Source organism: Amycolatopsis sp. lyj-90, from assembly GCF_046549035.1.
GTDB lineage: Bacteria > Actinomycetota > Actinomycetes > Mycobacteriales > Pseudonocardiaceae > Amycolatopsis.
Genome location: NZ_JAJPWP010000012.1, coordinates 176,581 through 201,200 on the forward strand (window position 1 = coordinate 176,581; position 24,620 = coordinate 201,200).

A 24,620-nucleotide genomic window follows, 5' to 3' on the forward strand; every position below is an offset into this window, starting at 1 on the left:
TGGAGACCTCGCGGTGCTGCTACTTCGGGGCGAGGCCCAAGCGAAGGGCGCCTGCCGCTTCGGCGGTCGCCTCGCGGAACCGCTGACCGACCCCGAGAAAGTTGATGTACCCGTGGATCAGGTCCGGCTGACGGCTGAGCGCCACCGGAACCCCGGCCTTCCGCAATTTCTCCGCGTAAGCCTCGCCCTCGTCGCGCAGCGGGTCGAAACCGGCGGTCGCGATATACGCGGGCGGCAATCCGGAAACGTCGCCGTGCAGCGGCGACAGTTTCGGGTTGTACAGATCGGTGCCCTTCGGCACGTAATGCCCTTCGAACCAGGTCATATCCGAGTCGGTGAGGAACAGGTCCTCGGCGAACAATTCCCGGGAACGGCGGCGCACGGTGAAATCGGTCGCCGGGTAGAACAGCAGCTGGAACGCCGGGACCCCGCCGCCGCGTTTCACCGCCTGCTGCGCCGTCACCGCCGCGAGGTTCCCGCCCGCACTGTCGCCGCCGACGGCGATACGGGCCGGGTCTGCGCCCAGGTCCCGCGCCTTCGCGAAGGCGTACTCGAAGGCCGCGATCGCGTCTTCGGTGGCGCCGGGGAACTGCGTTTCCGGCGCGAGCCGGTACTCCACCGAAAGCACCCGCACGCCGGCCTGTTTCGCCAGGTAGCGGACCGTGTTGTCGTGGGAGACGCGGCTGCCCACCACCCAGCCGCCGCCGTGGAAGAACACCAGCAGCGCGGACGGATCCGGCAGCCCGGCCGGGGTGTAGAGCGTGGCGGGGACGTCGCCGTCACCCGTCGGGATGAGCAGCTCCCTGGTGGCGACCGGCTCGATGATCTTCCCGCTGACCAGGTGCCTGCTCGCCAGGAGCAGGCTGCGCGACTCTTCGACGCTCCCTCGCACCAGCGATGCCTTCGCCAGCTTCTGCAGGCGAAGCAGGAGCTGGGCGTCCAGCGCGAGCTCCTGCCCGTCCAAGCGGAGCGGCGGTCCGGCGATGGCCCTCCTGGCCGGCCTCGGGAGCCAGAACGCCAGCTGCGAAAACGCGGCCTCGGCACGGATCTGGAGCGGTATCGCCATGCTTCCTCCTGGGGGCTTCCCGTCAGGTTACTTTCGAGTAGGTATGCCGTCCAGCGGGAACCGGGCCTTTGCGGCGAACGGGTGTGACGCAGACCTCCGTTCCAGATCCTGGTCCTCCACTTAAGTAGAGGGGTTAGCCTCGAAAGCGTGACTTCGACGAACGCGGTTCATGTCCTCGGCATCGGCGGCTCTCTGCGGGAGGGCTCGCAATCCGAGCGCGCGCTGCGCATCGCGCTGGGCGGCGCGGCGGAAGCCGGGGTCACCACCGAGCTCATCTCGGGGCCGGAGCTGGTTTTGCCGTTCTACGACACCGCGTTGGAAGAGCGACACGAACAGGCCGTGCGGCTGGTCGAGGCGATCCGCCGCGCCGACGGGATCATCGTGGTCTCGCCCGGCTATCACGGCGCGTTGTCCGGTCTGGTCAAGAACGCCCTAGACTACGTCGAGGACCTGCGCGAAGACGCCCGCCCGTACCTCGACGGCCGCGCGGTCGGCCTCGCCGCCGTCGCGTACGGCTGGCAGGCCGCGGTCACCACGCTGGAGCAGCTGCGCACGATCACGCACGCGCTGCGCGGCTGGGCCACCCCTTTGGGTGGTTCGATCAACACCGCGGAGACCAAGTTCGACGAAGGCGGCGGCGCCTCCGACGACAAGTCCGTCCGCACCCTCCGCCTGATCGGCACCCAGGTCGCCGAGTTCGCGCTGAGTCGCGCCGGTCACTGATTCGTTTGCTTCGGTCTTCTTCCGGGTAATTCCCGGAAGTGATGCCTGCCATGGGGTGGCAAGGTTTCGCGGTTGCGGGACGTTGGCACCACAGAGACGCTCAACGGGGCGTGTCTTGAGACCAGGAGGTAGGCGAAGAATGGCTGAGGCTCTGTACACCGCTGTGGCCACTGCTCGCGGCGACGGCCGCAACGGTGAGGTCACGTCCTCTGACGGCGTCATCGACGAATCGCTGGCGATCCCGAAGGAGATGGGCGGACCCGGTGGTGACAAGACCAACCCCGAGCAGCTCTTCGCCGCCGGATACTCCGCCTGCTTCCACTCCGCGCTGCAGCTCGTCGCGCGCCAGGCGAAGGTGAAACTGGACGGCTCGACCGTCACCGCCGAGGTCAGCGTGCTCAAGCAGGGCGAGGGCTTCGGCCTGGGCGTCGCACTCAACGTTTCTCTTCCCGGCCTGGAGCAGGCGCAGGCCGATCAGCTCGTCGAGCAGGCGCACCAGGTGTGCCCCTACTCGAACGCGACCCGCGGGAACATCGAGGTCGCGCTGTCCGCGTCGGTCTGATCCCGGACGCGGCAGGTCCACTCCCGAACCGGCTATTTTCTGAAAGGAACACCGAAGATGGGCAAGTCTCCGATCAAGAGTCCGCTGAGCGAAGCCGACAAGGAGATCACCGGTAACGCCTTGCAGGCCACGCTGGTCGATCTGGTGGATCTGTCGCTGATCGCGAAGCAGGCCCACTGGAACGTCGTCGGCTCGAACTTCCGCAGCGCGCACCTGCAGCTCGACGAGCTGGTCGCCACCGCGCGCCAGTACGTCGACGAGGTCGCCGAGCGCGCCAACGCCATCGGCGTCTCGCCGAACGGCCAGGCGAAGGCCGTCGTGGAGAGCTCTGGCCTCCCGTCGTATCCCGACAACTGGCAGTCCGTCGAGTCCACGGTCGCCGCGATCGTGGACATCCTCGCGGCGCTGATCGAGCGTCTGCGCAAGCGCATCGACGAGACCGACAAGAGCGACCTGGTGACCCAGGACCTCCTGATCGCGATCACCCAGGAGCTCGAGAAGGCGCACTGGATGTGGCAGGCGCAGCAGGCCTGACCCTCCCTGTCACGCCTCACTCGCGCGCTATGAAAGGCCCGTTACTTGCAAATTTTGCAAGTAACGGGCCTTTCATAGCATTGGCCGAGGGTGAGTCCGCGTGCCGGTTCCACGCCGCCGGGCTACGTTCGGTCCATGGTGCTGCACAAGGGGAAAGCGACCGACCCGGACCGCGAGGGCGGGACCAACCCGCTGTACGCCGGCGCGTACCCCGCGCTCGCCGCGAGCATCCGCCTCCCGCACGACAGCCTCGCCGAGGATCCGCTGCCACCCGACACCGCGCTCCAGCTGGTGCGCGACGAGCTGATGCTCGACGGCAACGCCCGGCTCAACCTCGCCACGTTCGTCACCACGTGGATGGAGCCGCAGGCCCGCGAGCTGATGGCCGAATGCGTCGACAAGAACATGATCGACAAGGACGAGTACCCGCAGACGGCGGAGCTCGAGCGACGCTGCGTGAACATCCTCGCCGACCTCTGGCACGCACCCGATCCGAGCGCGATCATGGGCTGCTCCACGACCGGTTCCTCGGAAGCCTGCATGCTCGCCGGGATGGCGCTGAAGCGCCGCTGGTCGAAGCTCGGGCGCACCGGCAAACCGAATCTGGTGATGGGCGCGAACGTCCAGATCTGCTGGGAGAAGTTCTGCGAGTACTGGGAGGTCGAGCCGCGGCTGGTGCCGATGGAAGGCGACCGCTTCCACCTCACCGCCGACGAGGCGATCGCCCGGTGCGACGAGAACACCATCGGCGTCGTCGCGATCCTCGGGTCCACTTTCGACGGCAGTTACGAGCCCGTCGCCGAGATCGTGGCCGCGCTCGACGGGCTCCAGGAACGGTCCGGCTGGGACATTCCGGTGCACGTCGACGGTGCTTCGGGCGCGATGATCGCGCCGTTCCTCGATCCGGAGCTGGTCTGGGACTTCCGGCTGCCGAGGGTGGCGTCGATCAACACCTCCGGGCACAAGTACGGGCTGGTCTATCCCGGCGTCGGCTGGGTGGTGTGGCGCGACAAGGCGGCGTTGCCGGAGGAGCTCGTCTTCAACGTCAACTACCTCGGTGGCGACATGCCGACTTTCGCGCTGAACTTCTCGCGTCCCGGCGCCGAGGTGGCCGCGCAGTACTACACGTTCGTCCGGCTCGGACGCGAAGGTTTCCGTGCTGTGCAACAGGCTTCGCGTGACGTGGCGACCCAGCTGGCCGACGGGATCGCCGGATTGGGGCCCTTCGAGCTGCTCACCCGCGGCGATCAGCTGCCCGTGTTCGCCTTCACGACGAAGGCGAATGTCGAGGGCTTCGACGTCTTCGATGTGTCACGGCGCCTTCGCGAGCGTGGCTGGCTCGTCCCGGCGTACACGTTCCCGGAGAACAGGACCGATCTCGCGGTGCTGAGGATCGTGGTGCGCAACGGTTTCACCCACGACCTCGCGGATCTGCTGCTCGCCGACCTCCGGCGCCTGCTGCCCGAGCTCGACCACGGTCCGCGACGGCGGACGGCGTTCCATCACTGAGCCGGGTGCCCTGCGTCACGCCGGATTTCCCCGGGCCCTACCGGCGCGTAACGTCGGGGGGTATGGGAGTCGCCGGAGACGAACGTCAAGCGTTGAGCGAGCTTTTCGAAGAGGTCGGCCCGGACGCGCCGACCCTGTGCACGGGCTGGAAGACGCGGGATCTCGCGGCGCATCTGCTGGTGCGTGAGCGCAGGCCGGACGCGATGCCCGGGATCCTGGTGCCCGCGCTGGCGTCGTACACGCAGCGGGTGCAGGACTCCTACGCCGCGCGGCCGTGGGCCGACGTCGTGGGCAAGGTCCGGTCCGGCCCCGCCTGGTACTGGCCGACGTCGATCGGCGCCGTCGACGAGCTGACGAACAGCGCGGAATTCCTGATCCACCACGAGGACGTCCGTCGCGGACAGCCCGGCTGGGAACCGCGTCCCGCGGACCCCGCGCGGGACGCGGCGGCGTGGAAGTCGGCGAAACAGACGTCGAAGCTGAACCTGCGGAAATCCCCGGTCGGCGTGATCCTGAAGACGCCCGAAGGCCGCGAAGCGCAGGTCAAGGAAGGCCCCGACACGGTGACCGTGGTCGGTGCGCCGATCGAGCTGCTGCTGTTCGTCTTCGGCCGCGACGCCGCCCGGATCACCTTCGAAGGTGACGCCTACGCGGTGGACAGGCTCCGGAAGCACGACCGCGGGCTCTAGAGTTCGGCCATGCCGATGATCAGTGTTTCGATGTTCCCCGGCCGGACGGCCGAACAGAAGCAGGCCCTCGTGCGTGAGGTGACCGACGCCTTCGTCCGCACCTGCGGAGGCAAGGCCGAAGGTATCTGGGTGACGATCAACGAGATTCCCGCCGAACACTGGGCGTCCGGCGGGACTCTCTTCTCCGAGCGCTGACCCCGCTCGCCGGGGTCAGCGAAGCCCGACGGCCCTCAGCGCGAAGAACACCTCGATCGCCGTCTGCTTGATCGTCTCGGCGATCACCAGCGACCCGTGGCCCGCGTCGAAACGGTAGAACTCGAACGAGATCTCCCGCTTCTCGAGCCTGTCGAGGTAGTTCTCGACCTGCCGGATCGGGCAGCGCGGGTCGTTGTCCCCGGCGAGTACCAGCACCGGCGCCGTCACGGCCTCGACGTAGGTGATCGGCGAGCATTCCCGGTACACCGCGGGCACCGTCTCCGGCGAACCGCCGAACAGTGCCCTGTCGAACGAGCGAAGCTGCTCCATCTCGTCCTCGTACGCGGCGACGTAGTCCGCGACGGGAACCCCGGCGATCCCCGCGGCCCAGCGCGCGGGCTGGGTGCCCAGCGCCAGCAGGCTCAGGTAGCCACCCCACGAAGCGCCGTTCACCACGCACTTCGCCGGATCCGCGAGTCCACTTTGGACCGCCCAGTCGTGCACGGCGGCGACGTCTTCGAGTTCGGTCAGCCCGGGACGTCCTTCGATCGCGTCGCGCCAGGCGGAACCGTAGCCCGTCGAGCCGCGGTAATTGACCTCGACGACGGCGAATCCGGCGTCGAGCCAGACGGCGCGATAGGCGGAGAATCGGTCCTCGTCGGCCGAATGCGGCCCGCCGTGCAGGGAGAAGACCGTCGGGAGCGGGCCTTCGGGCGCGTCGGCGGGACGGGACACGAGCGCGTGGATCTGCCCGCCGATCCCGTCGACGAACGCGTCGGTGACCGGCGCGGACTCCGGAGCCCGCTCGCCCGGCGGTTCGAGGAGGACCGAGTCGGTGCCGTCCGCGGTCCTGGCGCGGACGGCGGTCGGCCGCGCGGCACTGGACCACGAGTACTCGACGGTGCCGTCGGGCCGCACCCCGGCGCCGCCGATCCGGCCCGGCGGGGTGTCCAAAGAGGACAATCCGCCGCTCGCGAGGTCGTAGCGGTGCAGGGAACTGCGGCCCTGGTGGAAGTGGACGACGAGGAGCGCGTGCGCGTCCGGGTACCAGCCCGCGATCACTTCGCCCGGCAGATCGAGCTCGATCTCCAGCTCGGTGTCCGCGGCGGTGTCCCAGATCAGCAGTTCTTCGCGACCGCGCCGCTCGTGCAGCACCAGCAACCGCTGGTCGCCCGCGACCGGCGAGAACTCCAGCGCGCCGAGGCCCTTGCCTTCGCCGTCCCATTTGTCGGCAATCGTGGCGAAGCCGTCGGTCGACAGGACGCGCAGCGCGGGGTGGCGCGAATCACCGTGCTCGGAATGCGAGATCACGAGCCGCGACTCGTCGCGGGAAAGCGAAGAGATCCCGGCGTCGTCGTCATGACGGTAGAAGCTGGTGGTCTTGCCGTCGATATGGGCGAAGAGTTCGCTGCCGTCGTCGGTCGAGACGCCGACCGCGATCACGCGGGTGCCGATCTCGAGCCCGGCGGGGTAGCCGTCGTGGACGTCCGGCACCGCGCGCTCGGCGGCGGCTCCCGGTGCGAACGGTTCGCGGACCCAGGAACCGAATTCGTCGCCGTCGGTGTCGTTGAACCACCAGATCCAGCGGCCGTCGGGGGACGGGGTCGCGTGCATGGTGCCGGCGGGGCGGTCGGTGACGCGGCGGTGCTCGCCGGTCGACCGGTCCCAGGAATAGACCTCCCAGACGCCGCTGGCGTTGGAGACGTAGATGTTCGCGTCCGGGGCGTCGATGGCCCACTCGGGGACCGAGATGCGCGGTGCGTGGAAGCGGGCCCGCCACCTGGCCTCGGCTTCGGCGTCGTCGAACAGGCGGTCCGGGACCGCCGCGGACGGATATTTGTTGCCTGGCTGCGTGCTCACCCCTCGATCCTGCCACCCCGGAGCCGTACTGTGTGCGGGGTGCTGGAGGGAAACACGCCGCGCGCCGCGGTGTCCGCGCGGTCAGCGCGCCAAGCGGTCGAACGGGCCGTGTTCGCGCAACCGCTGTTCGGGCCGGGGATGGGGGTCGTCGACGTCGGCTGCGGCCCGGGTTCGATCACCCTCGGTATCGGCGACGGGCACAGAAAGTCCACAGTGGACTTTCTGTGGGCCGACGCTCGCGCGCTGCCGTTCGCCGAGGCTTCGGTCGACGTGGTGTTCGCGCATGCCGTCTTCGAGCACCTGAGGGAACCGGGTGCCGCCCTGGCGGAGCTGCGGCGGGTGCTCAAACCCGGTGGCGCCCTCGCACTGTCCACATCGGACTGGAGTCGCGCGCGGCTTCGGCCGAAGACGGCGAACGTCGACGCCGCCCTCCGCGGGCACTACCTGCTGTGCCGTCGCGCCGGTGGCGATCCGTTCGCCGGACGCTCGATTCCCGCCGCGGTCACGGCCGCCGGTTTTACCGACGTGCGAACGAAAATCCGCTACCGCGCGGACGCGACGTACCGGGCGCTGGCGACGTCGGTGGAGGCGCGCCTGGTGACGGCGCTGGAAACCGCGACGACCCCGGATCGCGACCAACTCGCCTCGGCCGCCCGCTCGGCGTGGTCATGGGCGCGCTCCGGTGACGGCGATTTCGCCCAATGCTGGACGGAACTCCTAGCCACCCGCTGACGCCCTCTCTCGGGAGTGTCTCTGCTCTCCGGTGTCCCCAATGCCGCATCGGGGACACTCAGCGACTCAAATGCGACATTGGGAACCCCCGCGGCCAGTTGTCCACACCCGCCCCCCGTTGTGGACAACCGACCCCGCCACCCCCGCTTTCGCCCGGTCCCGACGCCCCTCGCCGATACGCTGGGTCCGGGGTCGCCCCCCTGGGAGCGGCGGGGGCTGCCCGCGCGGGTTCGGTGGGGAGGGGTGCCCGCGTTTAGTCCTCTGGATGCGGTTGGGAGCTGAAGGGGACCATGCCCGCATGGCATGCGGGGAAAGCGCCCTTCGCCGCATGCGACGTGGGGTAGGGGCCCTTCAGCCCGTAAGCACGACCTGGACGCAACGCAAGAAGGCCCCGTTCGCGTGTTCTGCGAGCGGGACCTTCTTGATCTAGCGTCGGGGTGGCGGGATTCGAACCCACGACCTCCTCGACCCGAACGAGGCACGCTACCAAGCTGCGCCACACCCCGGATACTTCTTAGCGGGTCGTGGAGAAGTTTAGCGGACGGTGTTTCGCGCTTTGCGGGGGGCTGCTTTCCGGTGATCGCCGCTGGTCGTACCCCGTGGGACGAGGGTCAGCAGGCTGGCCTCGGGAGGGCACGCGAAGCGCGCGGGGGCGTACGGCGAGGTGCCCAGTCCGGCGGAGACGTGGAGCCACATCTGGGCGCCCCAGCGGGACGCGCCGCGGGCGCGGGTGCGGTCGAGTTCGCAGTTGGTGACGAGCGCGCCGTAGCCGGGGACGCGGAGCTGCCCGCCGTGCGTGTGGCCCGCGAGGACGAGGTCGTAGCCGTCGCCGGCGAACTCGTCGAGGACGCGCGGTTCCGGGGAGTGCGTGACACCGATGCGGACGGCGGCGCCGCGGTCGGCCGGGCCCGCGATGTCGGCGTACCGGTCGCGCCGGAGGTGGGCGTCGTCGACGCCGGCGGTGAACACGTACTGGTCGGCGACCTCGATGGTGCGGCGGACGTGCGTGAGGTCGTCCCAGCCGTGTTCGACGAAGGCCGCGCGGAGGTCGCGCCAGGGCAGGTGCTCGCCGTGGATCCGCTTCTTCTTGCCCTTCGGCATGAGGTAGCGCGCCGGGTTCTTCGGTTTCGGCGCGTAGTAGTCGTTGCTCCCGAAAATGAACACGCCGGGCCGGTCGAGCAGGGGGCCGAGTGCGCGCAGCACCGACGGGACGGCCTGCTGATGTGACAGGTTGTCACCGGTGTTGACGACGAGATCCGGTTCGAGCTCGTCGAGCGCGGCTACCCAGCGTTGCTTGCTCACGTGCCCGGGCAGCATGTGCAGGTCCGAGATGTGGAGGATCGTGAAGGGCTTCGCCCCTGCGGCGAGGACCGGGAGCTCCGCGGTGCGAAGCGTCCACCGGCGCCTTTCGATGCCGACCGCGTAACCGAGGGTCGCGGCTCCCAGGGCGACGGTTCCCACGGCCAAGCGCCGTACCGTCGCCCTCGAGGTGTTGCTGTTACTGAGCGTGCTCACGATGTCCAGTTTACGTGCTCATCGGTGGTGATCGTCCGCCCCCATTCCGGCGATCCCGAAGAATCGCTGGAATGGCCTCTTTTCTTCACTTTCCGTGGTCGGCGCGGGGTGTGGTGATCAGCCGACATGATCCCGTCGACCAGTGTTCCCCGTTAGGCCGCCAGCTACTCACTCAAAGTTAGATTCATGTGACTCATCGTGATTTGCGCTGGTGAACACGGCCCTGGTCGGTCAGCGTCCGCCGCCCATGTACTTCGGGTCCGGCTGCGGCAACGGCAGCGGTTCCTGGCCTTCGAGGATCTTCGACATCGCCCCGAACCAGGTCTGCGCCGGCGTCTTCCCGCCGAACATGTTTTCGCAGCGGGTGTTCACGTTACCCGGGCCGAGGTAGCACAGACCGCCGTTTCCACCCTTCGGGCGGAACACCATCGCCGCACCCGCGAGCTGCGGGGTGGCCCCGAGGTACGTCCCCGAGCCGTTGCTCTGCGTGGTCCCGGTCTTGCCCATCACCGGGCGGGTCCACTTGGCGCCGTTCGCGGCGCCGAACGACGTCCCGCCGGGCTGGCTGTCCCTGCTCAGGCCGACCGCGAGGGTGTTGGCGAGACCTTCGGGGACCACCTGCTCGCAAGCGGCTTCCTTGACGGACACCGGCTTTCCGTCCCGGTCGGTGACACCGGCCAGCGGGGTCGGCGGGCACCAGACGCCGCCGCTCATGATCGTGGCGCCGACGTTCGCCAGTTCCAGGCCGCTCAGCGGGGCGGGGCCGAGGGTGAACGAGGCGTTCCCGGCCCAGCCGGGCCGCGGGCCGAAGGCCTGGAGCTGGCTGGCGTTGGCGCCGGGATTGGTGGAGTTCGGGTCGACGGCGCCACCACCGAGGTTGCTGGCCATGGTGTCGCGCATGCCGAGCTTGCGCGCCATCTCCACGATCGGCCCGGTGCTCCCGACCTTCTCTTCGAGGTTCACGAACGCGGTGTTCGGCGAGGTCGCCAGCGCCTGCTGCATCGACATGGCCCCGCCGGCGGGGTTGTAGTCACCCGCGTTGCCGAGGCAGTACCACTTCCCGCCGGGTCCGGCGGGAGGACGCGGAGCCGGTCCGCACTTGCTGCCACCGCCGCCGAACACACTGGAGGTGTAGAAGTCGGGCACCGGAAGGGAACTGTTGATCCCGGCGACGCCCGCTTCCAAGGCCGCGGCGGCGGTGAAGACCTTGTACGCCGAGCCCGCGCCGCCGGTGTTGTAGACGCCGGAAGGCAACGCGAAGGTCGTCTGGCCCTGGTCTTCGTGCAGCCCGTAGTCACGGTTCGCCGCCAGCGCCACGACTTCGTGCCGGTCCTTGCCCGGCTTCACCAGCGACAGCGTGTTCGCGACGTTGTCCTGCGTCTTCTTGACCTGCGCCTCGGCCGACATCTTGGCTTCGTGGTTCGCCCGTTCGTCCAAAGTGGTCTTGATCTGGTAGCCGCCGGTGTAGAGGTCGTCCTTCGTCATGCCGTTCTTGAGGAGATAGTCCTCGACGTACTGGCAGAAGAAACCGTTTTCCGTTCCGGCGCCGGTGCAGTTCGACGCGGGCTTCTGCGGACCGCCCTCGACGACGCCGAGCGGCTCGCCCTTGAACCGGTCCGCGTCCACCTTCGCGAGCTTGTGGTTGTCGACCATGCGGTCCAGCACCAGGTTGCGGCGCTCGGTCGCCTTCGCCGGGGCCTTCCACGGGTCGTTGACGATCGGGTTGTTCACCAGGCCGGCCAGCAGCGCGGCCTGCGGCACCGTCAGCTTCTCGACGGGGGTGTTGAAGTACGCCTGCGCGGCCGCGCCGACGCCGAAGATCTCCCGCGAGAATTCGACGACGTTCAGATAGCCGGTCAGGATCTGCATCTTGTTCAGCTTGGTTTCCAGCTGGATCGCGATCCGGGCTTCCTTCAGCTTCCGGGCGACCGACTGTTCCTGTGCGCGCTTCTGGCCCGGCTTGTCGTCCCGGTAGACGACGTTGATCAGGTAGTTCTTGACGTACTGCTGGGTCAGCGTCGACGCGCCCTGCGTGTCCCCGCCGGTGCTGTTGCTGACCGCGGCGCGCAGCGTGCCCTTCCAGTCCACCCCGTTGTGCTCGTAGAAGCGCTTGTCCTCGACCGAGATCAGCGCCCACTTCATGGCGTCGTTGATCTGCGTCTCGGCGGTGGGGATGCGGAACTGCTTGTACAGCGTCGCGATCTGCTTGCCGGTGTTGTCGGTGATCGTGGTCACCAGGGGCGGCGGAATGTCCGCAAGGTCCGAAGATGTCTTGTCGACGGTCTCGCTCGCCTGGTTGGAGATCACGCCCGCGGCGCCCGCCACCGGGAACAACATTCCCGCGACCAGCACCCCCGCGAGCACACACAGGCCAATGAGCTTCAGCAGACCGTCCGTTTTGCGCACGCGGACCAGGGTACGCGGATCCCGTTAGCCCACCGTGACGTCACCTCGCTGTCGGTGCGGATTCGGTCACGAAATCGACCCCATGTGGTGACGTCCGGTAACGGGAGGCATTCTAGGGCTTGGCGGAGGGAACCGAGGGCCCTTACAGTCCGTCAACGTCTCACGTATGAAAAAGCCGACAGACGGGTGAGTGCGAGCGGCAGTCGCATTCGACCGAACGGAGGCACCGGCACCGGGGAGGTGCCGGCTCAACCGACGTGAGCACAAGGGAGACACGCTCATGGGGGCAGGAGCGCAGGCTTTTCGTCCCCCCGTGGTGTGTCGAACACCAGGGTAGGGAGCTGGGGGTATGGAAACCAACCAGTCGAGCTGGCGAGTCAATGCGTCGTGCCGCGACACCGATCCGGACGGTTTGTTCGTCCGGGGGGCGGAACAGAACCGGGCCAAGGCGGTCTGCCTCGGTTGCCCGGTCAGGACGGAATGCCTCGCGGAAGCGCTCGATGGCCGGATCAACTTCGGTATCTGGGGAGGTATGACCGAACGGGAACGGCGGGCGCTGCTGCGACGGCGGCCGGACGTGACCAGCTGGGCGGATCTGCTTGAAGCCGCGAAGCGCAGTTTCACCGGGATCGACGAAGAGGAAGACGTACGCGTCCGAGTCTCGTGATCAGGAGTCCGTGGAGGGCCCCTTCCCTGAGTCCAAGGTAGGGAAGGAGTCCTTCACGGACTTTCAGGACTGGGTACCCAACCTGGTTCCGATGTCGCGCAGGCCTTCGAGATCGTGCACGTCACTGGGGAGCGCGGGCACCCGCACCAGCGGGACCTCGGGATGAGCCCGCGTGAACCTGGCGAGCAGCCGCGTCTCTCGTTCGGCCAGCGCGACCCGGTCCGCGTGCAGGCGGAGGACGGCTTCGGCCAGCGGCGCGCCGGCCTCGCCCTTCGCCAGCTGCTCGGCGGCCGCGATGGCCTCCGCGCCGGTCAGCGCCGCGAGCACCGGATGCGTCCGGTTCGCGACCAGTCCGGCCAGCGGCATGCTCTCTTCCGAAAGCCGCTCCACGAAGTAGGACGCCTCCCGCAGCGCGTCCGGCTCCGGCGCGGCGACCACGAGGAACGACGTCCCGCCGGACCGCAACAGCTCGGAGGTCTTGCGCGCGCGTTCGCGGAAGCCGCCGAACATGCTGTCGAAGGCCTGCATGAACGCCGAAGCGTCGGTCAGCAGCTGGCCGCCGATGATCGTCGAGACGGCCTTCGCGAACATCGAGAACCCGGCGTTGACGACCTTGCGCAGTCCCCAGCCGCCCGCTTTGGCCGGACCGGTGAGCAGCCGGATCATCCGGCCGTCGAGCGCGCTGGAAAGCCGCGTCGGCGCGTCGAGGAAGTCCAGCGCGGACCGGCTCGGCGGGGTGTCGACGATGATCAGGTCCCACTCGTCGGTGGCCGCGAGCTGCCCCAGCTTCTCCATCGCCATGTACTCCTGCGTTCCGGAGAACGACGTGGAAATGGTCTGGTAGAAGGGGTTCTGCAACAGCTGCTCGGAGCGTTCCGGGCCGGCGTGCACCCGCACCATGTCGTCGAAGGTGCGGCGCATGTCGAGCATCATCGCCCAGAGTTCGCCCTTGGGCTCGAAGCCTTCGACGTGCACCTGCTTCGGGTGATTGCCCAGTTCACGCAGGCCGAGCGCCTGCGCCAGCCGCCGCGCCGGGTCGATGGTGAGCACCACCGTCTGCCGTCCGCGTTCGGCCGCGCGCAGCGCCAGCGCCGCCGCGGTGGTCGTCTTGCCGACCCCGCCGGACCCGCAGCAGACGATGACCCGGCTCTCCGGATCGTCGATCAGCTTGTCGATCTCCAGGATGTCCGACATCAGCGCACTCCCTGCTCGGTCAGCGCTTCGGCGAGGTCGTAGAGCGCCGCGACGTCGACCCCGTCGGTCAGATCCGGCAGTTCGAGGCCGGGAAGGTCCGCTTCGGACAGTTGCTCGCGGGCGCGTTGTTCGGCCGCGACCCGGACGGCGTGCTCGACGGTCTCCTCGACCAGCGCGTCGAGGGTGCTGTCGGGCAGGTTCAGCCCGGCCGACTCGAGCCCGGCGCGGACGCGTGAGGCGTCGACGCGGCCGTCCGCGGCGGCCGTCACCGATCGCGCGGGCAGCCTCGGCGGGCGGACCCGGTTGACCAGCACCGCGCCGGGGCGCAGATCCGCGCCGTCGAGTTCGGCGACCGCTTCGACGGTCTCCCGCACCGGCATCTCTTCCAGCAGCGTGACCAGGTGGATGGCGGTCTCGCCGGAATGCATCAGGCGGACGACGCCGTCGGCCTGACCGCGGATCGGGCCGGTTTTGGCGAGATCGGTCAGCGCCTTGGTGACGTCGAGGAACTTCACGACCCGGCCGGTGGGCGGCGAGTCGACGACGACGGCGTCGTAGGTGTGGCGGCCGTCCGATTCGGTCCGGCCGACGCATTCCTTGATCTTGCCGGTCAGCAGGACGTCGCGAAGCCCCGGCGCGAGCGTCGTGGCGAACTCGATCGCGCCCATCCGCCGCAGCGTCCGCCCCGCGAAGCCGAGGTTGTAGAACATTTCGAAGTATTCGAGGAGCGCGGCCTCGACGTCGATGTGCAGCGCGCGCAGCTCACCGCCGCCGGGCACGGCCGCGATGCGCTGCTCGGCGTACGGCAGCGGCTCGGTGTCGAAGAGCTGGGCGATGCCCTGGCGGCCTTCGACCTCGATCAGCAGCACGCGGCGCCCGCCCTTGGCGAGCGCGAGGCCCAGCGAGGCGGCGAGCGTGGTCTTGCCCGTCCCGCCCTTGCCGGTGACGAAATGCAGCCTGGCTCTCGCGAGTTCGTCGGTCCAGCCGGCAAGGGATGTGCTCACCGGTCCCACCCTAATTGAGGGTTCAGCCCGCCAGCAGCATGACGCCGAGCGCAGCGGCGACCATCGCGACGATGCCCCAGGTCAGGACGCCGGGCAGCACCGTGAGCATCACCACACCGAGCAACAGGAGGACCACGAAGGCCACCGCGCCGGTGATCGCGACCGTCCCCGAGCTGTCGGTGCGGTCCCGTGCCTTCGCCATCAGGACGAGCACCAGCGGCAGCCCGGCCGCGGCGAGCAGGACGGTCGCGACCACGCGCCAGGTCTCCACCCGGCCACGTTAGCTCCCGATCGGCGTCGCGGGCACACACGGGACGGGCTTCGCGTGCGCCGGGTCGAGGGCGTTGAGGACGTGCCCGGCCGCGTTGCGGTCGGCGGCGACCCCGGCGTGCTCCGCCAGGTCCAGCAGGCAGCCGTCCTGCAGGACGATGTTCTTCACGTTCGGGCCCTTGCCCATGCCGCTCGTGTACGGGACGACGGCCTCGTCGTAGCGGGTCATGATGTTCGTGTACGTCACGCCCGGCTGGAAGACGCCGTTCCCGGAGCGCAGGTTCGTGAGGAACTCCGAACCGCGGAGGAACTGGCGGCACGAGCCGCAGGCCGGGTCGAGGATGCCGTTGATCCCGGGTGCGAGCCCCAGCGCGCCCGCGAGCGCGTAGAGATGCGAGGCGCCGAACAGGGTCGTGCCGTCCCACAGCGGGGTCAGGCTGACGTACTTGTCCACTTTGGATGCTCCGCCGAGGAACTTCACGTAATAGGAAGGCATCAGCGTGCCCTCGGAGTGTCCGAGGATGTCCACCTTGGACGCTCCGGTCGCACCGAGGACCTTGTCGACGAACGCCGACAGTTCCTTCGCGCTCTGTTCCATCGGAAGGAGCCCGCCGGGCTGGTAGATCGGCAGCGGCTTGCCGGGGATCCCGTAGGTCAGGGAGAAGACGCAGTACCCGTTGTTCTTGAGCAGCGGGCCGAACGTCTGCCAGTTCACCGTCTGGTTGGCGCCGAGACCGTGCGTCAGCACCACGGGGTTCGGGTGGGCGGTACTCGGACTGCAGTCGAAATCATTCGACCCGGGTGGCGGGCCGCCGGGATTCGCCGCCTGCGCGGGCAGGGCCGCGGCGAGCGTCCACGGAACGGGAAGTTTCTGGGCGGCGTTCGCCGGTGCGGCGCAGATCAGGGCAAGGGCCGCGGCCGCGCAGGCGGCGGCAAGGGACTTCGTCGTCCGCATGTCAACGTCCTATCTACTGACGAGTAGGTGTGAAGTGAACCACATCGGCGGGAAATCGGCGAACCGGTCGCGAGAGGGTTTTCCGCATGTGTGTCGGGCGCTCTTGCCGGTTTGGCTACGCTCCCCGACATGAGCGCCACCAAGTGGGAGTACGCGACCGTCCCCCTGTTGATCCACGCCACCAAGCAGATCCTCGACCAGTGGGGCGAGGACGGCTGGGAGCTCGTCACCGTGCTCCCGAACCCGACCGGCGAGCAGCACGTCGCCTACCTCAAACGAGCCAAGAACTGAGGGATTGAAGCCATGACCTGGAGCGATCGACTCGCCGAGCTCGGTATCGAACTTCCCGGCGTCGCCGCCCCGCTGGCGGCCTACGTGCCCGCCGTCCGCACCGGTTCGCACGTCTACACGTCGGGGCAGCTGCCCTTCGTCAAGGGTGAGCTCGAAGCGACCGGCAAGGTCGGCGCCGAGGTCAGCCCCGAAGAGGCGAAGCAGTACGCGCGGACTTCGATCCTCAACGCGCTCGCCGCGGTCGACTCGATCGCCGGTGTCGACAACATCGTGCGCGTGGTCAAGGTCGTCGGGTTCGTGGCGTCCGCGGAGGGCTTCACCGGTCAGCCCGCGGTGATCAACGGGGCGTCCGAGCTGCTCGGCGAGATCTTCGGCGACGCGGGCATCCACGCCCGCTCGGCCGTCGGGGTCGCCGAGCTGCCGATCGGGGCGCCGGTCGAGATCGAACTGATCGTGGAGGTGAAGTGATGGACCCGGACATCGAAAAGTCCTCGCACGAGCTTCTGCTCCGGCTGGCCGGACGGCTGCCGGATCAGCTCTTGTGGCGGTTCCGCGACTGGCTGGGCGAAGGCGCGATGGGGACGCTCGCGCGGACGCTCCCCAGGTCTTTGCTTAAGCACAGGATCGATCTGGACCAAACCGAGTATCGCCTGCTAGTCGCCGGGCTCATTCCTCACGGGGCGGACTGGCATCAGGTGAGTTCCACCCTGGGGGTAGACGACGTCACCGAGACCAGGTACACATTCACGCAGAGTGCGCCCGAATGGGTGAACTCCGTCGACTCTGTGTCCGTATTGATCCACGCAACGTTGCGGGGGCGGCCGGATGTGGGTGAGGTGCGGCAAAGCTGGCGACACCTTGGTGTGGTCGGCGAGGGTGGGGCGAAACGAGTCCTCCTGGTCACGGCGCTCAACGGGCTGCCGAGGCTGACGGGCGAACTGCAGCGCGTCCTGCGCGTGCTGGGGGACGAGGAGCCCGGCGTCGAGGTCCTCCCGCCGAGCATCGATCTCACCGGCTATCACCGCACCGCGCTCGCCAGCTCCGAACTGGTCTGTGTGGGCGCGGTGGACACCGGAAGTCGGCTGGTCGCCGCTTAACGCTCGCACCACCAGGCGAGCCGGGAGGGAGCAGAGCAATGGTGGAGGTCCACGACGGCCCGCCCATGGACGGGTTCTCGGTGCCCCTGCGCCTGCACAACCTGTTACTGGCCCTGGCGGGTCGTATCGACGACAGTGCTTTGACCGAAGCGCGTGAGCTGATCGCGCGTGCGCACATCGACGAAGCGGTGGAGCTCACCACCGGCACCCTGATCGCGGGGAAGATCCCGGTGAGCTCGTCCGAACAACGTGAACTCGCGCTCGTCCTAGAGATGAGCCGGTCGGACGCCACACTGGCGAACGACCTGCTCGTCGAGGAGGACGAGTCGGTGCTCACCCACCGGTTCACCGGTGAGAACACGCCCGAATTCGGTCTCGCCGAGGCGCTCGACCGCACCCTTCAGGTGCTGCCGGACGTCCGGTCGGTGCACGCGGTGTGGCGGAACACGCCCGCCGGCAGCGTGCCCGGCGCGTTGCCGCAGCGGGTGGTCCTGGTCGAGATCGGCCCGGAGGGCAACCCGCCCGCGGTCGCGTTCCGCGTGGACACCGCGCTTCGCCGCGCGGGGATCCGTTCGGTCGTCGAGGTCGCGGGACCCGGTGTCGCCCGGTCCGCCTACCACCAGGCCGCTTCGTCGGCCGCGAGTCCTGTCTGGGTCACCGGGAGTACCCATTCCAGTGACTTTCGGTCAGAGCCGGTGACCCCACCGGCCGCTCCGGCCCCGGCTCCCGAGCCGGCCAAGGAGCAGCCGAGCAGGCACGGGCTGCGCCCGGTGGGCAGCGGTGGTCACGAACCGGCCGAGCCGATCGCACCGGTGGTGCCGATCGTGCAGCAGGTGCCCGCGCCGGTTTCGCCGCCGCCTTCACCGGAGCCGGCGCCGCCGCGCAAGTCGCGGGCGGAGACCCGCGCCGAGCGCACGGCGGACCTGACCCCGGCCGAAGTCGCGCAGCTGCGGCAGGCGCTCAAAGAGGACCCCGAAAAGGGCCGTGAGATCGCCTCGGGCAAGCCGAGCATGCACGAGGTCGTCGAGCTGCCCGCTCTCGACCTCGACGACCCCAGCCTGAGCGAGCGCGATCGTGCGCTCCTTCGCGAGCTGCACGCCGAGCTCGCCGAACGGGAGCGCGCCGAAGCGGCGAAGATCCGGCTGAACGGGGCTTCGCGCAGCAGCGGCTGGTCCTCTTAAAGAGTTCCACGCGTTTCGTCCTCTGGACGCGGTGGTTGCACGCGCAACTATCGCAACCAGAGGACGAAACGCGATGTTAGGTTGCGGGTGTGGCTGAAGAACTGACATTCGACATCCCGGTGGGGGCCGGGGTGGGCACCCGCGCCAACGCCGACGGCGAGCCGGTGACGCCCAAGGACGCGGCGACCGTGATCCTCCTCCGTGACGGCGCGCAAGGCGTCGAGGTCTTCCTGCAGCACCGCGTGAAGGGCATGCCGTTCGCGGGCGGGATGACCGTTTTCCCCGGCGGTGGCGTGGATTCCCGCGATGTCGACGCTTCGGTGAGCTGGGCGGGCCCGGAGCCCGCTTGGTGGGCGGAGCGCTTCGGCTGCGAAGAATCGCTCGCCCGCGCCCTGGTGTGCGCGGCCGTGCGGGAGACGTTCGAGGAGTCGGGCGTGCTGCTCGCGAGCATCGGGGACGCGGTCGTCGCCGACGCGACGCCGTATCACGACGCTCGCGAAAAACTGGTCTCCCGCGAACTCTCGCTCGCCGCGTTCCTCGAGGCGAACGGCCTGACGCTGCGCGCGGATCTCCTGCGCCCGTGGGCGAACTGGGTCACTCCGCCCCAAGAACCTCGCCGCTACGACACCTGCTTCTTCGTCGCCGTGCTTCCCGAGGGTCAGCAGGCCGACAGCGCCACCTCCGAGGCCGTCGGCTCCGGCTGGCAGCGGCCGGAGGAAGCCATCGCCGACGCCAAGGAAGGGCGCCGCATGCTCATGCCCCCGACCTGGATCACCCTTGCGGAACTGGGCGCTTTCGACTCCGCGGCCGCCGCGCAGGCGGTCGAGCGCGAGATCAAGAAGATCATGCCGACGCTGGTGCGCGACGGCGACAAGGTCCGCGTCGTACTGGATCCGGCGTGAGCGCCCCCGCGTACGGCGTGCTGCGCCGGGTCACGCCGACGGCTTCCGTGCTGCTGGAGCACAATCCGTCGTCGATGACGTTGGAGGGCACCAATTCCTGGGTGCTCCGCGGTCCCGGCGCGACCGGTTCGGTGGTCGTCGATCCCGGCCACGAGGACGTCGAACACCTGACGCTGCTGGCGGAAACCGGCGACGTCGAGCTGATCATCCTGACCCACCACCATCCCGACCACGCCGAGGGTGCGCCCTGGTTCGCCGAACGCGTCGGCGCACCGGTGCGGGCGTTCGACGAATCGCTCTGCGTCGGCGGAAAGTCCCTTGTGGACGGTGAAGTGGTCGAGGCGGCCGGGCTGGCGCTCTCGGTGCTGCACACACCCGGGCACACCGGCGACTCGATCTGCCTGGTGTCCGACGGGCAGATCCTGACCGGTGACACCATCCTCGGCCGCGGCACCACCGTGCTGCACGACCTCGGTGACTACCTGCGCTCGCTGCGGAAACTCATCGAGCTGCCCGGCGGCACCACCGGCCTGCCGGGGCACGGCCCCGAACTGCCCGACCTGGCCGCGACGGCGCGCGAATACCTGGCGCACCGGGAAGAACGGCTGGACCAGGTGCGTTCGGCACTGAAGATCCTCGGCGCGGAAGCCACTCCGCGCCAGGTGGTCGAGGTCGTCTACGCCGACGTCGACAAGGCTTTGTGGGCGCCCGCCGAGTGGAGTGTGCGGGCGCAGTTGGACTACCTGAGGTCGGAGGACGGCGAATGAGTGACGTCGAGGTCGAGTTCTACTGGCGCCCCGGATGCGGGTTCTGCGCCGCGCTGGAGCGGCCGCTCTCGAAGAGCGGTTTCAAGGTGAAGCGGGTCAACATCTGGGAGGACCCGGAGGCGGCCGCGCGCGTGCGCTCGGTGGCGGACGGGAACGAGGTCGTGCCGACGGTGTTCGTGGGCTCGACGGCGATGGTGAACCCTTCGTTCGGCGAGATCGAGGCCGCGGTGAAGGCCGCTTCCGCCTGACCTGTTTCGCGCTCGCGAGAGTGCTATGAAAGGCCCGTTACTTGCAAATTTTGCAAGTAACGGGCCTTTCATAGCATTTTTGGGGGCCACTCACAGACCCCGGAGCTCACGGCACGGACCCGGGAGTCAGCGCGGGAGCATCGGCATCACGTAGTACGTCAGGTCCACTTCGCTCGGCTCAACGGAGCGGATGACGCAAGCCCGCATCCCGGGCTGGATGTCGAGCCGCACCCGCTCCCCGGCGAAACCCTGCAGCGCGTCCAGCAGGTAGCGCGCCTGGAACGAGGGCGACGTCCGGCCGCCGGACACTTCGGCCTTCAAGGTCTGCTCGGCCTCGCCGGTGTCCTGCTTGGAACTGGCGAGCCGCAGGTGCGAATCGCCGACCTCCAGCGTCAGCACCCGGCGCTCGTCCGCGTAGACGCCCACCCGGCGCACGGCGGCGGCCAGCGCGTCGGCGGCGACCTCGACCGTCGTGTCCACAGTGGACGATTCGATCAGCTTCTCCGACAGGAATCCCGCGTCGAGTACGGCGGTGGTGACCGCGACGCCCTCCCAGCTCATCCCGAACCGGGTTCCGTCGCCGTGCAGGCCGACGGGGCCCCGCGCTTGCTTGGCCGTCTCGGCGAGCAGGCCAGCCGGGACGAGCGCGTCGATCGGGTCGCCTCCGGCGCGCAGCGGCAGGGTGGCCACGGCCATCCGGTACCGGTCGGACGCGGTCAGCCGCAGTTCACGGCTGAAACTCTGCACGCGGACGCCGGTGAACATCGGCAGCGCGTCGTCCTTGGCCGCGGTGCCCGCGACCGTGCGCAACGCCGTCACCAGCGCGGAACCGTCCACTTCGGACACCAGGGGCGGCATGTCCGGCAAGCGCAGTTCGCGGCTCAGCAGCGGCAGCGCGAACCGGCCGCCCTCGACCCGCACGGCCAGCCGTGAACCTTCGACGACCAGGCGCACCTGATCGTCGTCGAGCATGCGCAGGGTTTCGGCGAGCGGCCCGGCGGGGACGACCACCTCACCGTCGGTGTGCGAGACGGCGTCGCAGGTCAGGCGGACTGCTCGTTCGCTGTCGTTGCCGCCGACGGTCAGGCCTTCCCGCCCGGCTCGCAGGAGCAGGCCGGAACGGGCGGAAAGCAGGCGGGCGGCGGCGGAAACGGCGGACGAGAGGGAGCGGGTGGCGGCAGTCAGGTCCATGCCCGCAAGTTAGCGGGCGGCACCGACAAGTTCGGGGGCTTCGGCGACGGCTCCGGACGGCTGCGGGCGGAAGGTGCCGCGCAGCAGCCAGACCACCGCGGCGAGCGCGAAGCCGACGACGCCGGCGGCGAGGAACGCCGCTTCGTACCCCGCGTGCTCGACGAGGTAGCCGCTGATCGACTGGCCGAACGCGAGACCAAGGGTCACCGCGGTGAGCACCCAGCCGAACGCCTCGGCCGCCGTGCCCTTCGGCGCGGCGATCTCGATGGCCGCGGAGTGCGTCGTCGACTGCGGCGTGATGAGGGCACCCGCGGCGAGCATGGCGAGCGCGAGGCCCCAGAGCGACCCCGGCAGCGCGAGCAGCGCCACCAGCGCGCCGAATCCGGCGAGCAGGACCGGCAGCCGCAGGCCCATCTGACGCGGCCACGGGCGCAGGCTGTACGCGACGCCGAACGCGACCGAGCTGACCGACCAAGCCGAGAGCAGCAGTCCGCCGATGGAGGTGTTGCCCGCTTCGGTGGCGGCCGCTGGGACGGCGACCTCGACGAAGCCGATCACGGCGCCGAAGCCCAGCGCGGCGATCGCGAGGGTGCGCATGCCGGGGCTGGCCAGCGCGCCGAGCAGTTTGCCGCCCGAAGACGGTGACGGTCCCCAGGCCCGCACGGTCGGGCTCAGCGCGAACACCACCGCGCCCGCGATCATGGTCAGCGAGCCCACGACGATTCCGGTGCCCGCCCACGGCGCGGCGATCAGCAGCCCGGCGAACCCCGGGCCGAGGATGAAGAAGACCTCCATGCTGATCGCTTCGTAGGAGAACGCCGCGTTCCGCGTCGGCCCGGCGGGCAGCAACCGTGTCCACAGTGCCCGCGAGGCCGAGCCGACCATCGGTTCGGTGATCCCGGTGCCGAAGGCGAGCGGGACCAGCACGAGCGTCGGCGCGTGCGCCTCGATCGCGAATACCAGCCCGGTCATCGCCAGCGCGAAGAACACCGTCGTGGTCAGCAGCGGCCGCGTCGGCCCGAAACGGTCGATGAGCCGTCCCTGCACCACCGCGCCGACGGAGACACCGACCAGCGACCCGGCCGACACCAGCCCGGCCGAGGCGAAGGAGCCCGTCTCGCGCTGGACGTAGAGCAGCGCGGAAATGCCGATCATGGCGATCGGCAGGCGGGCGAGCAGGGACGCGATGACCGCCCCGCGGGATCCGGGCGCCGTCAGCGCGGCTCGGTAGTCGGCGAGGGAGGTGCGGTGGTTCTCGGCGGAAGCGGACACAGACTGGGACACGCGTACCAGTATGAACTACTTTGGTACGCGAGTACCAGATCTCGGGCGGTAAGTTTGGTCACCACCGGATTCGGGTACTACGAGCCCTGAAGCCCACAGGTTCGTCACGATCGGGTAACAGTCGGTCAAATCTGAGTCATTCGGGGCAACAAATCGACGCAGATGGCGTCCTTGAGAGTGAAAGAACTTGAATCCACGGCCGACGGCCGTGGATGGTTGTACGACAACACACAATCTCCAACTCCCTCCGGCGTACGGGTCGGGGCCTGAATCCGGAGGGCGGGGAGCGCGGATCGTCGGGGGATGGTCCGCGCACAGCGAAGAGCCGGTGCGCCACGTCGGGGGTGGCGCCCGGCTCTTCGTTGTCTCTCCGCAAGTAGTCCTCTAGTCGCGGTACTTGAACGCACAACTGCCGCAAGTAGAGGACTACTTGCGGCAGTTGAGGAGTGCTGTCGGTTACCGGGCGCGTCGGGCCAGGCGCTCCGGGTCCAGGATCAGGACGCTCTTGCCCTCGAGCCGCAGCCAGCCGCGGTGCGCGAAGTCGGCGAGAGCCTTGTTGACGGTCTCGCGCGAAGCGCCCACGTACTGGGCGATCTCTTCCTGCGTCAGGTCGTGCGTGACCCGCAGCAGGCCTGCTTCCTGGCTGCCGAACCGCTGCGCGAGCTGCAGCAGCGCGCGCGCCACACGTCCGGGGACGTCGGTGAAGATCAGCTCGGCGACCATGTTGTTCGTCCGGCGCAGCCTACGGGCGACCACGCGCAGTAACTGCTCGGCGATCTCCGGGCGGGTGGAGATCCACTGCCGCAGCGCCGGGCGGTCCATCGTCACCGCGCGGACCTCGGTCACGGTCGTCGCGCTGGACGTCCGGGGGCCGGGGTCGAAGATGGACAGCTCGCCGAACATGTCGGACGGACCGAAGATGCCCAGCAGGTTCTCGCGGCCGTCGGGTGACTTGCGGCCGATCTTCACCTTGCCGGACTGGATGATGTAAAGCTTGTCGCCGGGTTCACCCTCGTTGAAGATGACATGCCCGCGAGGGAACTCCACGGATTCCAAGGTCTGTGCCAGCGCCTCGGCGGCTGCCGGCTCAACACCCTGGAAAATGCCCGCTCGGGCCAGGGTTTCGTCCACCTCGGGTGCCTCCTCATCGAGATACGACGTCGATCCCCCACTGCCGGGGACCGTGTCGCCGCTCACTTTTGCGTCAGTCTAGGTCGTGCGCGCGAGATCGCTCGTCGGCACGCCGCAGGCGCGTCGGTGCCGGGAACGATCTCGCTCGAACGTGGAGCCTAACTCCGCACGCGCCGCGCGCGAAGCCTGGCCGCCTTCCCGCCCAGCCTGCGCAGCCGGAACAGCTCGAGCGCGCGCCCGATGCCGTGCCCGTACAGGGCTCGGACCTCGTTGGGCTGCGCCTGCTCGAGGAACTCCTCGACTTCGTTCTCCTGCACCGCGACGTGCTTGAGCCTGGTCTCCACGCGTTCCATGAACAGCGCGAAGAACATGATCACCAAGGGGACGAGGATGACGAACCAGACTGTCATGAGCCCTGCCCTGGGAATTCCGAAAAATTGTGCATTACTCCAGATCCTCGCTCATGGCGTCCTCGATCGAAGCGCCGAGGTGGTGCTCTGGCGTGTCGGACGACGACCGGCGGGTGCTCCCCACTGGCTCGTCCGATGGCGCCCGTAGGCTATCGGGGTGCCTCCTGCTCCCACCAATGCCCCCCGCGCGGGGGGCAAGGGTGAAAGCCGGCTCGCATTGGTGAGACGCGCCAGGCG

At 68.9% G+C, this 24,620-nt stretch carries 27 protein-coding genes and 1 tRNA gene; 15 read left to right on the forward strand and 13 right to left on the reverse strand.

Annotated elements, in window-relative coordinates:
* Positions 1-19: 19 nt before the first annotated feature.
* Entirely contained in the window at positions 20-1,066 is a 1,047-nt protein-coding gene (locus tag ACLJPX_RS36830) for an alpha/beta hydrolase (RefSeq protein ID WP_101611160.1), read from the reverse strand.
* A 147-nt stretch (positions 1,067-1,213) separates the two neighbouring features.
* Here ACLJPX_RS36830 and ACLJPX_RS36835 point away from each other — a divergent pair, with 147 nt between their 5' ends.
* From ACLJPX_RS36835 to ACLJPX_RS36860, 6 genes are all read left to right on the forward strand, one after another.
* Entirely contained in the window at positions 1,214-1,789 is a 576-nt protein-coding gene (locus tag ACLJPX_RS36835; protein WP_101611159.1) for an NADPH-dependent FMN reductase, read from the forward strand.
* Between the two features lie 139 nt (positions 1,790-1,928).
* Complete coding sequence (locus ACLJPX_RS36840) at positions 1,929-2,351, forward strand: organic hydroperoxide resistance protein (RefSeq protein ID WP_076156049.1); 423 nt, start codon at positions 1,929-1,931, stop codon at positions 2,349-2,351.
* Between the two features lie 57 nt (positions 2,352-2,408).
* Positions 2,409-2,885: a DNA starvation/stationary phase protection protein Dps gene (gene dps / locus ACLJPX_RS36845; RefSeq protein WP_410604934.1), complete on the forward strand. Its 477-nt coding sequence runs from the start codon at positions 2,409-2,411 to the stop codon at positions 2,883-2,885.
* 135 nt (positions 2,886-3,020) lie between these two features.
* On the forward strand, positions 3,021-4,394 hold the full coding sequence (locus ACLJPX_RS36850; protein ID WP_410604935.1) for a glutamate decarboxylase: 1,374 nt from the start codon (positions 3,021-3,023) through the stop codon (positions 4,392-4,394).
* 62 nt (positions 4,395-4,456) lie between these two features.
* Positions 4,457-5,083: a TIGR03085 family metal-binding protein gene (locus ACLJPX_RS36855; RefSeq protein WP_410604936.1), complete on the forward strand. Its 627-nt coding sequence runs from the start codon at positions 4,457-4,459 to the stop codon at positions 5,081-5,083.
* Positions 5,084-5,092: 9 nt separating this feature from the next.
* Positions 5,093-5,278 carry a 2-hydroxymuconate tautomerase gene (locus ACLJPX_RS36860; protein ID WP_410604937.1) on the forward strand — a complete coding sequence of 62 codons (186 nt, stop codon included), beginning with the start codon at positions 5,093-5,095 and terminating at the stop codon, positions 5,276-5,278.
* A 15-nt stretch (positions 5,279-5,293) separates the two neighbouring features.
* Here the strand turns inward: ACLJPX_RS36860 and ACLJPX_RS36865 are convergent, their stop codons facing one another.
* On the reverse strand, positions 5,294-7,138 hold the full coding sequence (locus ACLJPX_RS36865; protein ID WP_410604938.1) for a prolyl oligopeptidase family serine peptidase: 1,845 nt from the start codon (positions 7,136-7,138) through the stop codon (positions 5,294-5,296).
* 39 nt (positions 7,139-7,177) lie between these two features.
* On the opposite strand from ACLJPX_RS36865, the gene ACLJPX_RS36870 reads away from it, so the two are divergent.
* Complete coding sequence (locus tag ACLJPX_RS36870; RefSeq protein ID WP_410604939.1) at positions 7,178-7,870, forward strand: methyltransferase domain-containing protein; 693 nt, start codon at positions 7,178-7,180, stop codon at positions 7,868-7,870.
* Positions 7,871-8,302: 432 nt separating this feature from the next.
* On the opposite strand, the gene ACLJPX_RS36875 is transcribed toward ACLJPX_RS36870, so the two are convergent.
* The 3 genes from ACLJPX_RS36875 to ACLJPX_RS36885 all read right to left on the reverse strand — a co-directional run bounded on the left by ACLJPX_RS36875 (position 8,303) and on the right by ACLJPX_RS36885 (position 11,791).
* Positions 8,303-8,376, reverse strand: a tRNA-Pro gene (locus tag ACLJPX_RS36875).
* 28 nt (positions 8,377-8,404) lie between these two features.
* Complete coding sequence (locus ACLJPX_RS36880; RefSeq protein WP_410604940.1) at positions 8,405-9,385, reverse strand: metallophosphoesterase; 981 nt, start codon at positions 9,383-9,385, stop codon at positions 8,405-8,407.
* 231 nt (positions 9,386-9,616) lie between these two features.
* The gene (locus tag ACLJPX_RS36885; RefSeq protein ID WP_410604941.1) at positions 9,617-11,791 is read right to left on the reverse strand and encodes a transglycosylase domain-containing protein; all 2,175 of its coding nucleotides are present in this window, start codon (positions 11,789-11,791) and stop codon (positions 9,617-9,619) included.
* Positions 11,792-12,140: 349 nt separating this feature from the next.
* Between ACLJPX_RS36885 and ACLJPX_RS36890 the strand changes: the two genes are divergently transcribed.
* A complete protein-coding gene (locus ACLJPX_RS36890) occupies positions 12,141-12,458 on the forward strand; it encodes a WhiB family transcriptional regulator (protein ID WP_020632155.1) in 318 nt (105 codons plus the stop codon).
* A 63-nt stretch (positions 12,459-12,521) separates the two neighbouring features.
* On the opposite strand, the gene ACLJPX_RS36895 is transcribed toward ACLJPX_RS36890, so the two are convergent.
* Genes ACLJPX_RS36895 through ACLJPX_RS36910 form a run of 4 tightly spaced genes read right to left on the reverse strand, consistent with a single transcriptional unit; the run spans position 12,522 to position 15,881 of the window.
* On the reverse strand, positions 12,522-13,652 hold the full coding sequence (locus ACLJPX_RS36895) for an ArsA family ATPase (RefSeq protein WP_101611152.1): 1,131 nt from the start codon (positions 13,650-13,652) through the stop codon (positions 12,522-12,524).
* Positions 13,652-14,656: an ArsA-related P-loop ATPase gene (locus ACLJPX_RS36900; RefSeq protein WP_410604942.1), complete on the reverse strand. Its 1,005-nt coding sequence runs from the start codon at positions 14,654-14,656 to the stop codon at positions 13,652-13,654. The genes ACLJPX_RS36895 and ACLJPX_RS36900 overlap by 1 nt, the downstream gene beginning before the upstream one ends.
* A gap of 22 nt (positions 14,657-14,678) precedes the next feature.
* Positions 14,679-14,927 (reverse strand): hypothetical protein, encoded by a 249-nt coding sequence (locus tag ACLJPX_RS36905; protein ID WP_410604943.1) that lies wholly within the window; start codon positions 14,925-14,927, stop codon positions 14,679-14,681.
* Between the two features lie 9 nt (positions 14,928-14,936).
* Positions 14,937-15,881, reverse strand: a complete 945-nt coding sequence (locus tag ACLJPX_RS36910) for an esterase/lipase family protein (RefSeq protein WP_101611149.1) — start codon at positions 15,879-15,881, stop codon at positions 14,937-14,939.
* Between the two features lie 129 nt (positions 15,882-16,010).
* On the opposite strand from ACLJPX_RS36910, the gene ACLJPX_RS36915 reads away from it, so the two are divergent.
* The 7 genes from ACLJPX_RS36915 to ACLJPX_RS36945 all read left to right on the forward strand — a co-directional run bounded on the left by ACLJPX_RS36915 (position 16,011) and on the right by ACLJPX_RS36945 (position 20,367).
* On the forward strand, positions 16,011-16,172 hold the full coding sequence (locus tag ACLJPX_RS36915; RefSeq protein WP_005166970.1) for a DUF4177 domain-containing protein: 162 nt from the start codon (positions 16,011-16,013) through the stop codon (positions 16,170-16,172).
* 12 nt (positions 16,173-16,184) lie between these two features.
* Positions 16,185-16,640, forward strand: a complete 456-nt coding sequence (locus ACLJPX_RS36920) for a RidA family protein (protein ID WP_101611148.1) — start codon at positions 16,185-16,187, stop codon at positions 16,638-16,640.
* The gene (locus tag ACLJPX_RS36925) at positions 16,640-17,269 is read left to right on the forward strand and encodes a hypothetical protein (RefSeq protein WP_101613579.1); all 630 of its coding nucleotides are present in this window, start codon (positions 16,640-16,642) and stop codon (positions 17,267-17,269) included. Before ACLJPX_RS36920 ends, ACLJPX_RS36925 begins: the two co-directional genes overlap by 1 nt.
* Before the next feature lie 38 nt (positions 17,270-17,307).
* Positions 17,308-18,450, forward strand: coding sequence for a hypothetical protein (locus tag ACLJPX_RS36930; RefSeq protein ID WP_101611147.1), 1,143 nt, complete (start codon positions 17,308-17,310; stop codon positions 18,448-18,450).
* 89 nt (positions 18,451-18,539) lie between these two features.
* Complete coding sequence (locus ACLJPX_RS36935) at positions 18,540-19,352, forward strand: NUDIX hydrolase (RefSeq protein ID WP_410604944.1); 813 nt, start codon at positions 18,540-18,542, stop codon at positions 19,350-19,352.
* A complete protein-coding gene (locus ACLJPX_RS36940; RefSeq protein ID WP_410604945.1) occupies positions 19,349-20,119 on the forward strand; it encodes an MBL fold metallo-hydrolase in 771 nt (256 codons plus the stop codon). Before ACLJPX_RS36935 ends, ACLJPX_RS36940 begins: the two co-directional genes overlap by 4 nt.
* Complete coding sequence (locus ACLJPX_RS36945; protein ID WP_101611145.1) at positions 20,116-20,367, forward strand: glutaredoxin family protein; 252 nt, start codon at positions 20,116-20,118, stop codon at positions 20,365-20,367. The genes ACLJPX_RS36940 and ACLJPX_RS36945 overlap by 4 nt, the downstream gene beginning before the upstream one ends.
* Before the next feature lie 126 nt (positions 20,368-20,493).
* Here the strand turns inward: ACLJPX_RS36945 and dnaN are convergent, their stop codons facing one another.
* From dnaN to ACLJPX_RS36965, 4 genes are all read right to left on the reverse strand, one after another.
* Positions 20,494-21,558, reverse strand: a complete 1,065-nt coding sequence (dnaN, locus tag ACLJPX_RS36950) for a DNA polymerase III subunit beta (protein ID WP_410604946.1) — start codon at positions 21,556-21,558, stop codon at positions 20,494-20,496.
* 9 nt (positions 21,559-21,567) lie between these two features.
* On the reverse strand, positions 21,568-22,830 hold the full coding sequence (locus tag ACLJPX_RS36955) for an MFS transporter (RefSeq protein WP_410605078.1): 1,263 nt from the start codon (positions 22,828-22,830) through the stop codon (positions 21,568-21,570).
* 468 nt (positions 22,831-23,298) lie between these two features.
* Positions 23,299-23,973, reverse strand: a complete 675-nt coding sequence (locus ACLJPX_RS36960; RefSeq protein WP_003081747.1) for a Crp/Fnr family transcriptional regulator — start codon at positions 23,971-23,973, stop codon at positions 23,299-23,301.
* Between the two features lie 158 nt (positions 23,974-24,131).
* Complete coding sequence (locus tag ACLJPX_RS36965; protein WP_005166943.1) at positions 24,132-24,383, reverse strand: hypothetical protein; 252 nt, start codon at positions 24,381-24,383, stop codon at positions 24,132-24,134.
* Positions 24,384-24,620: the final 237 nt, after the last annotated feature.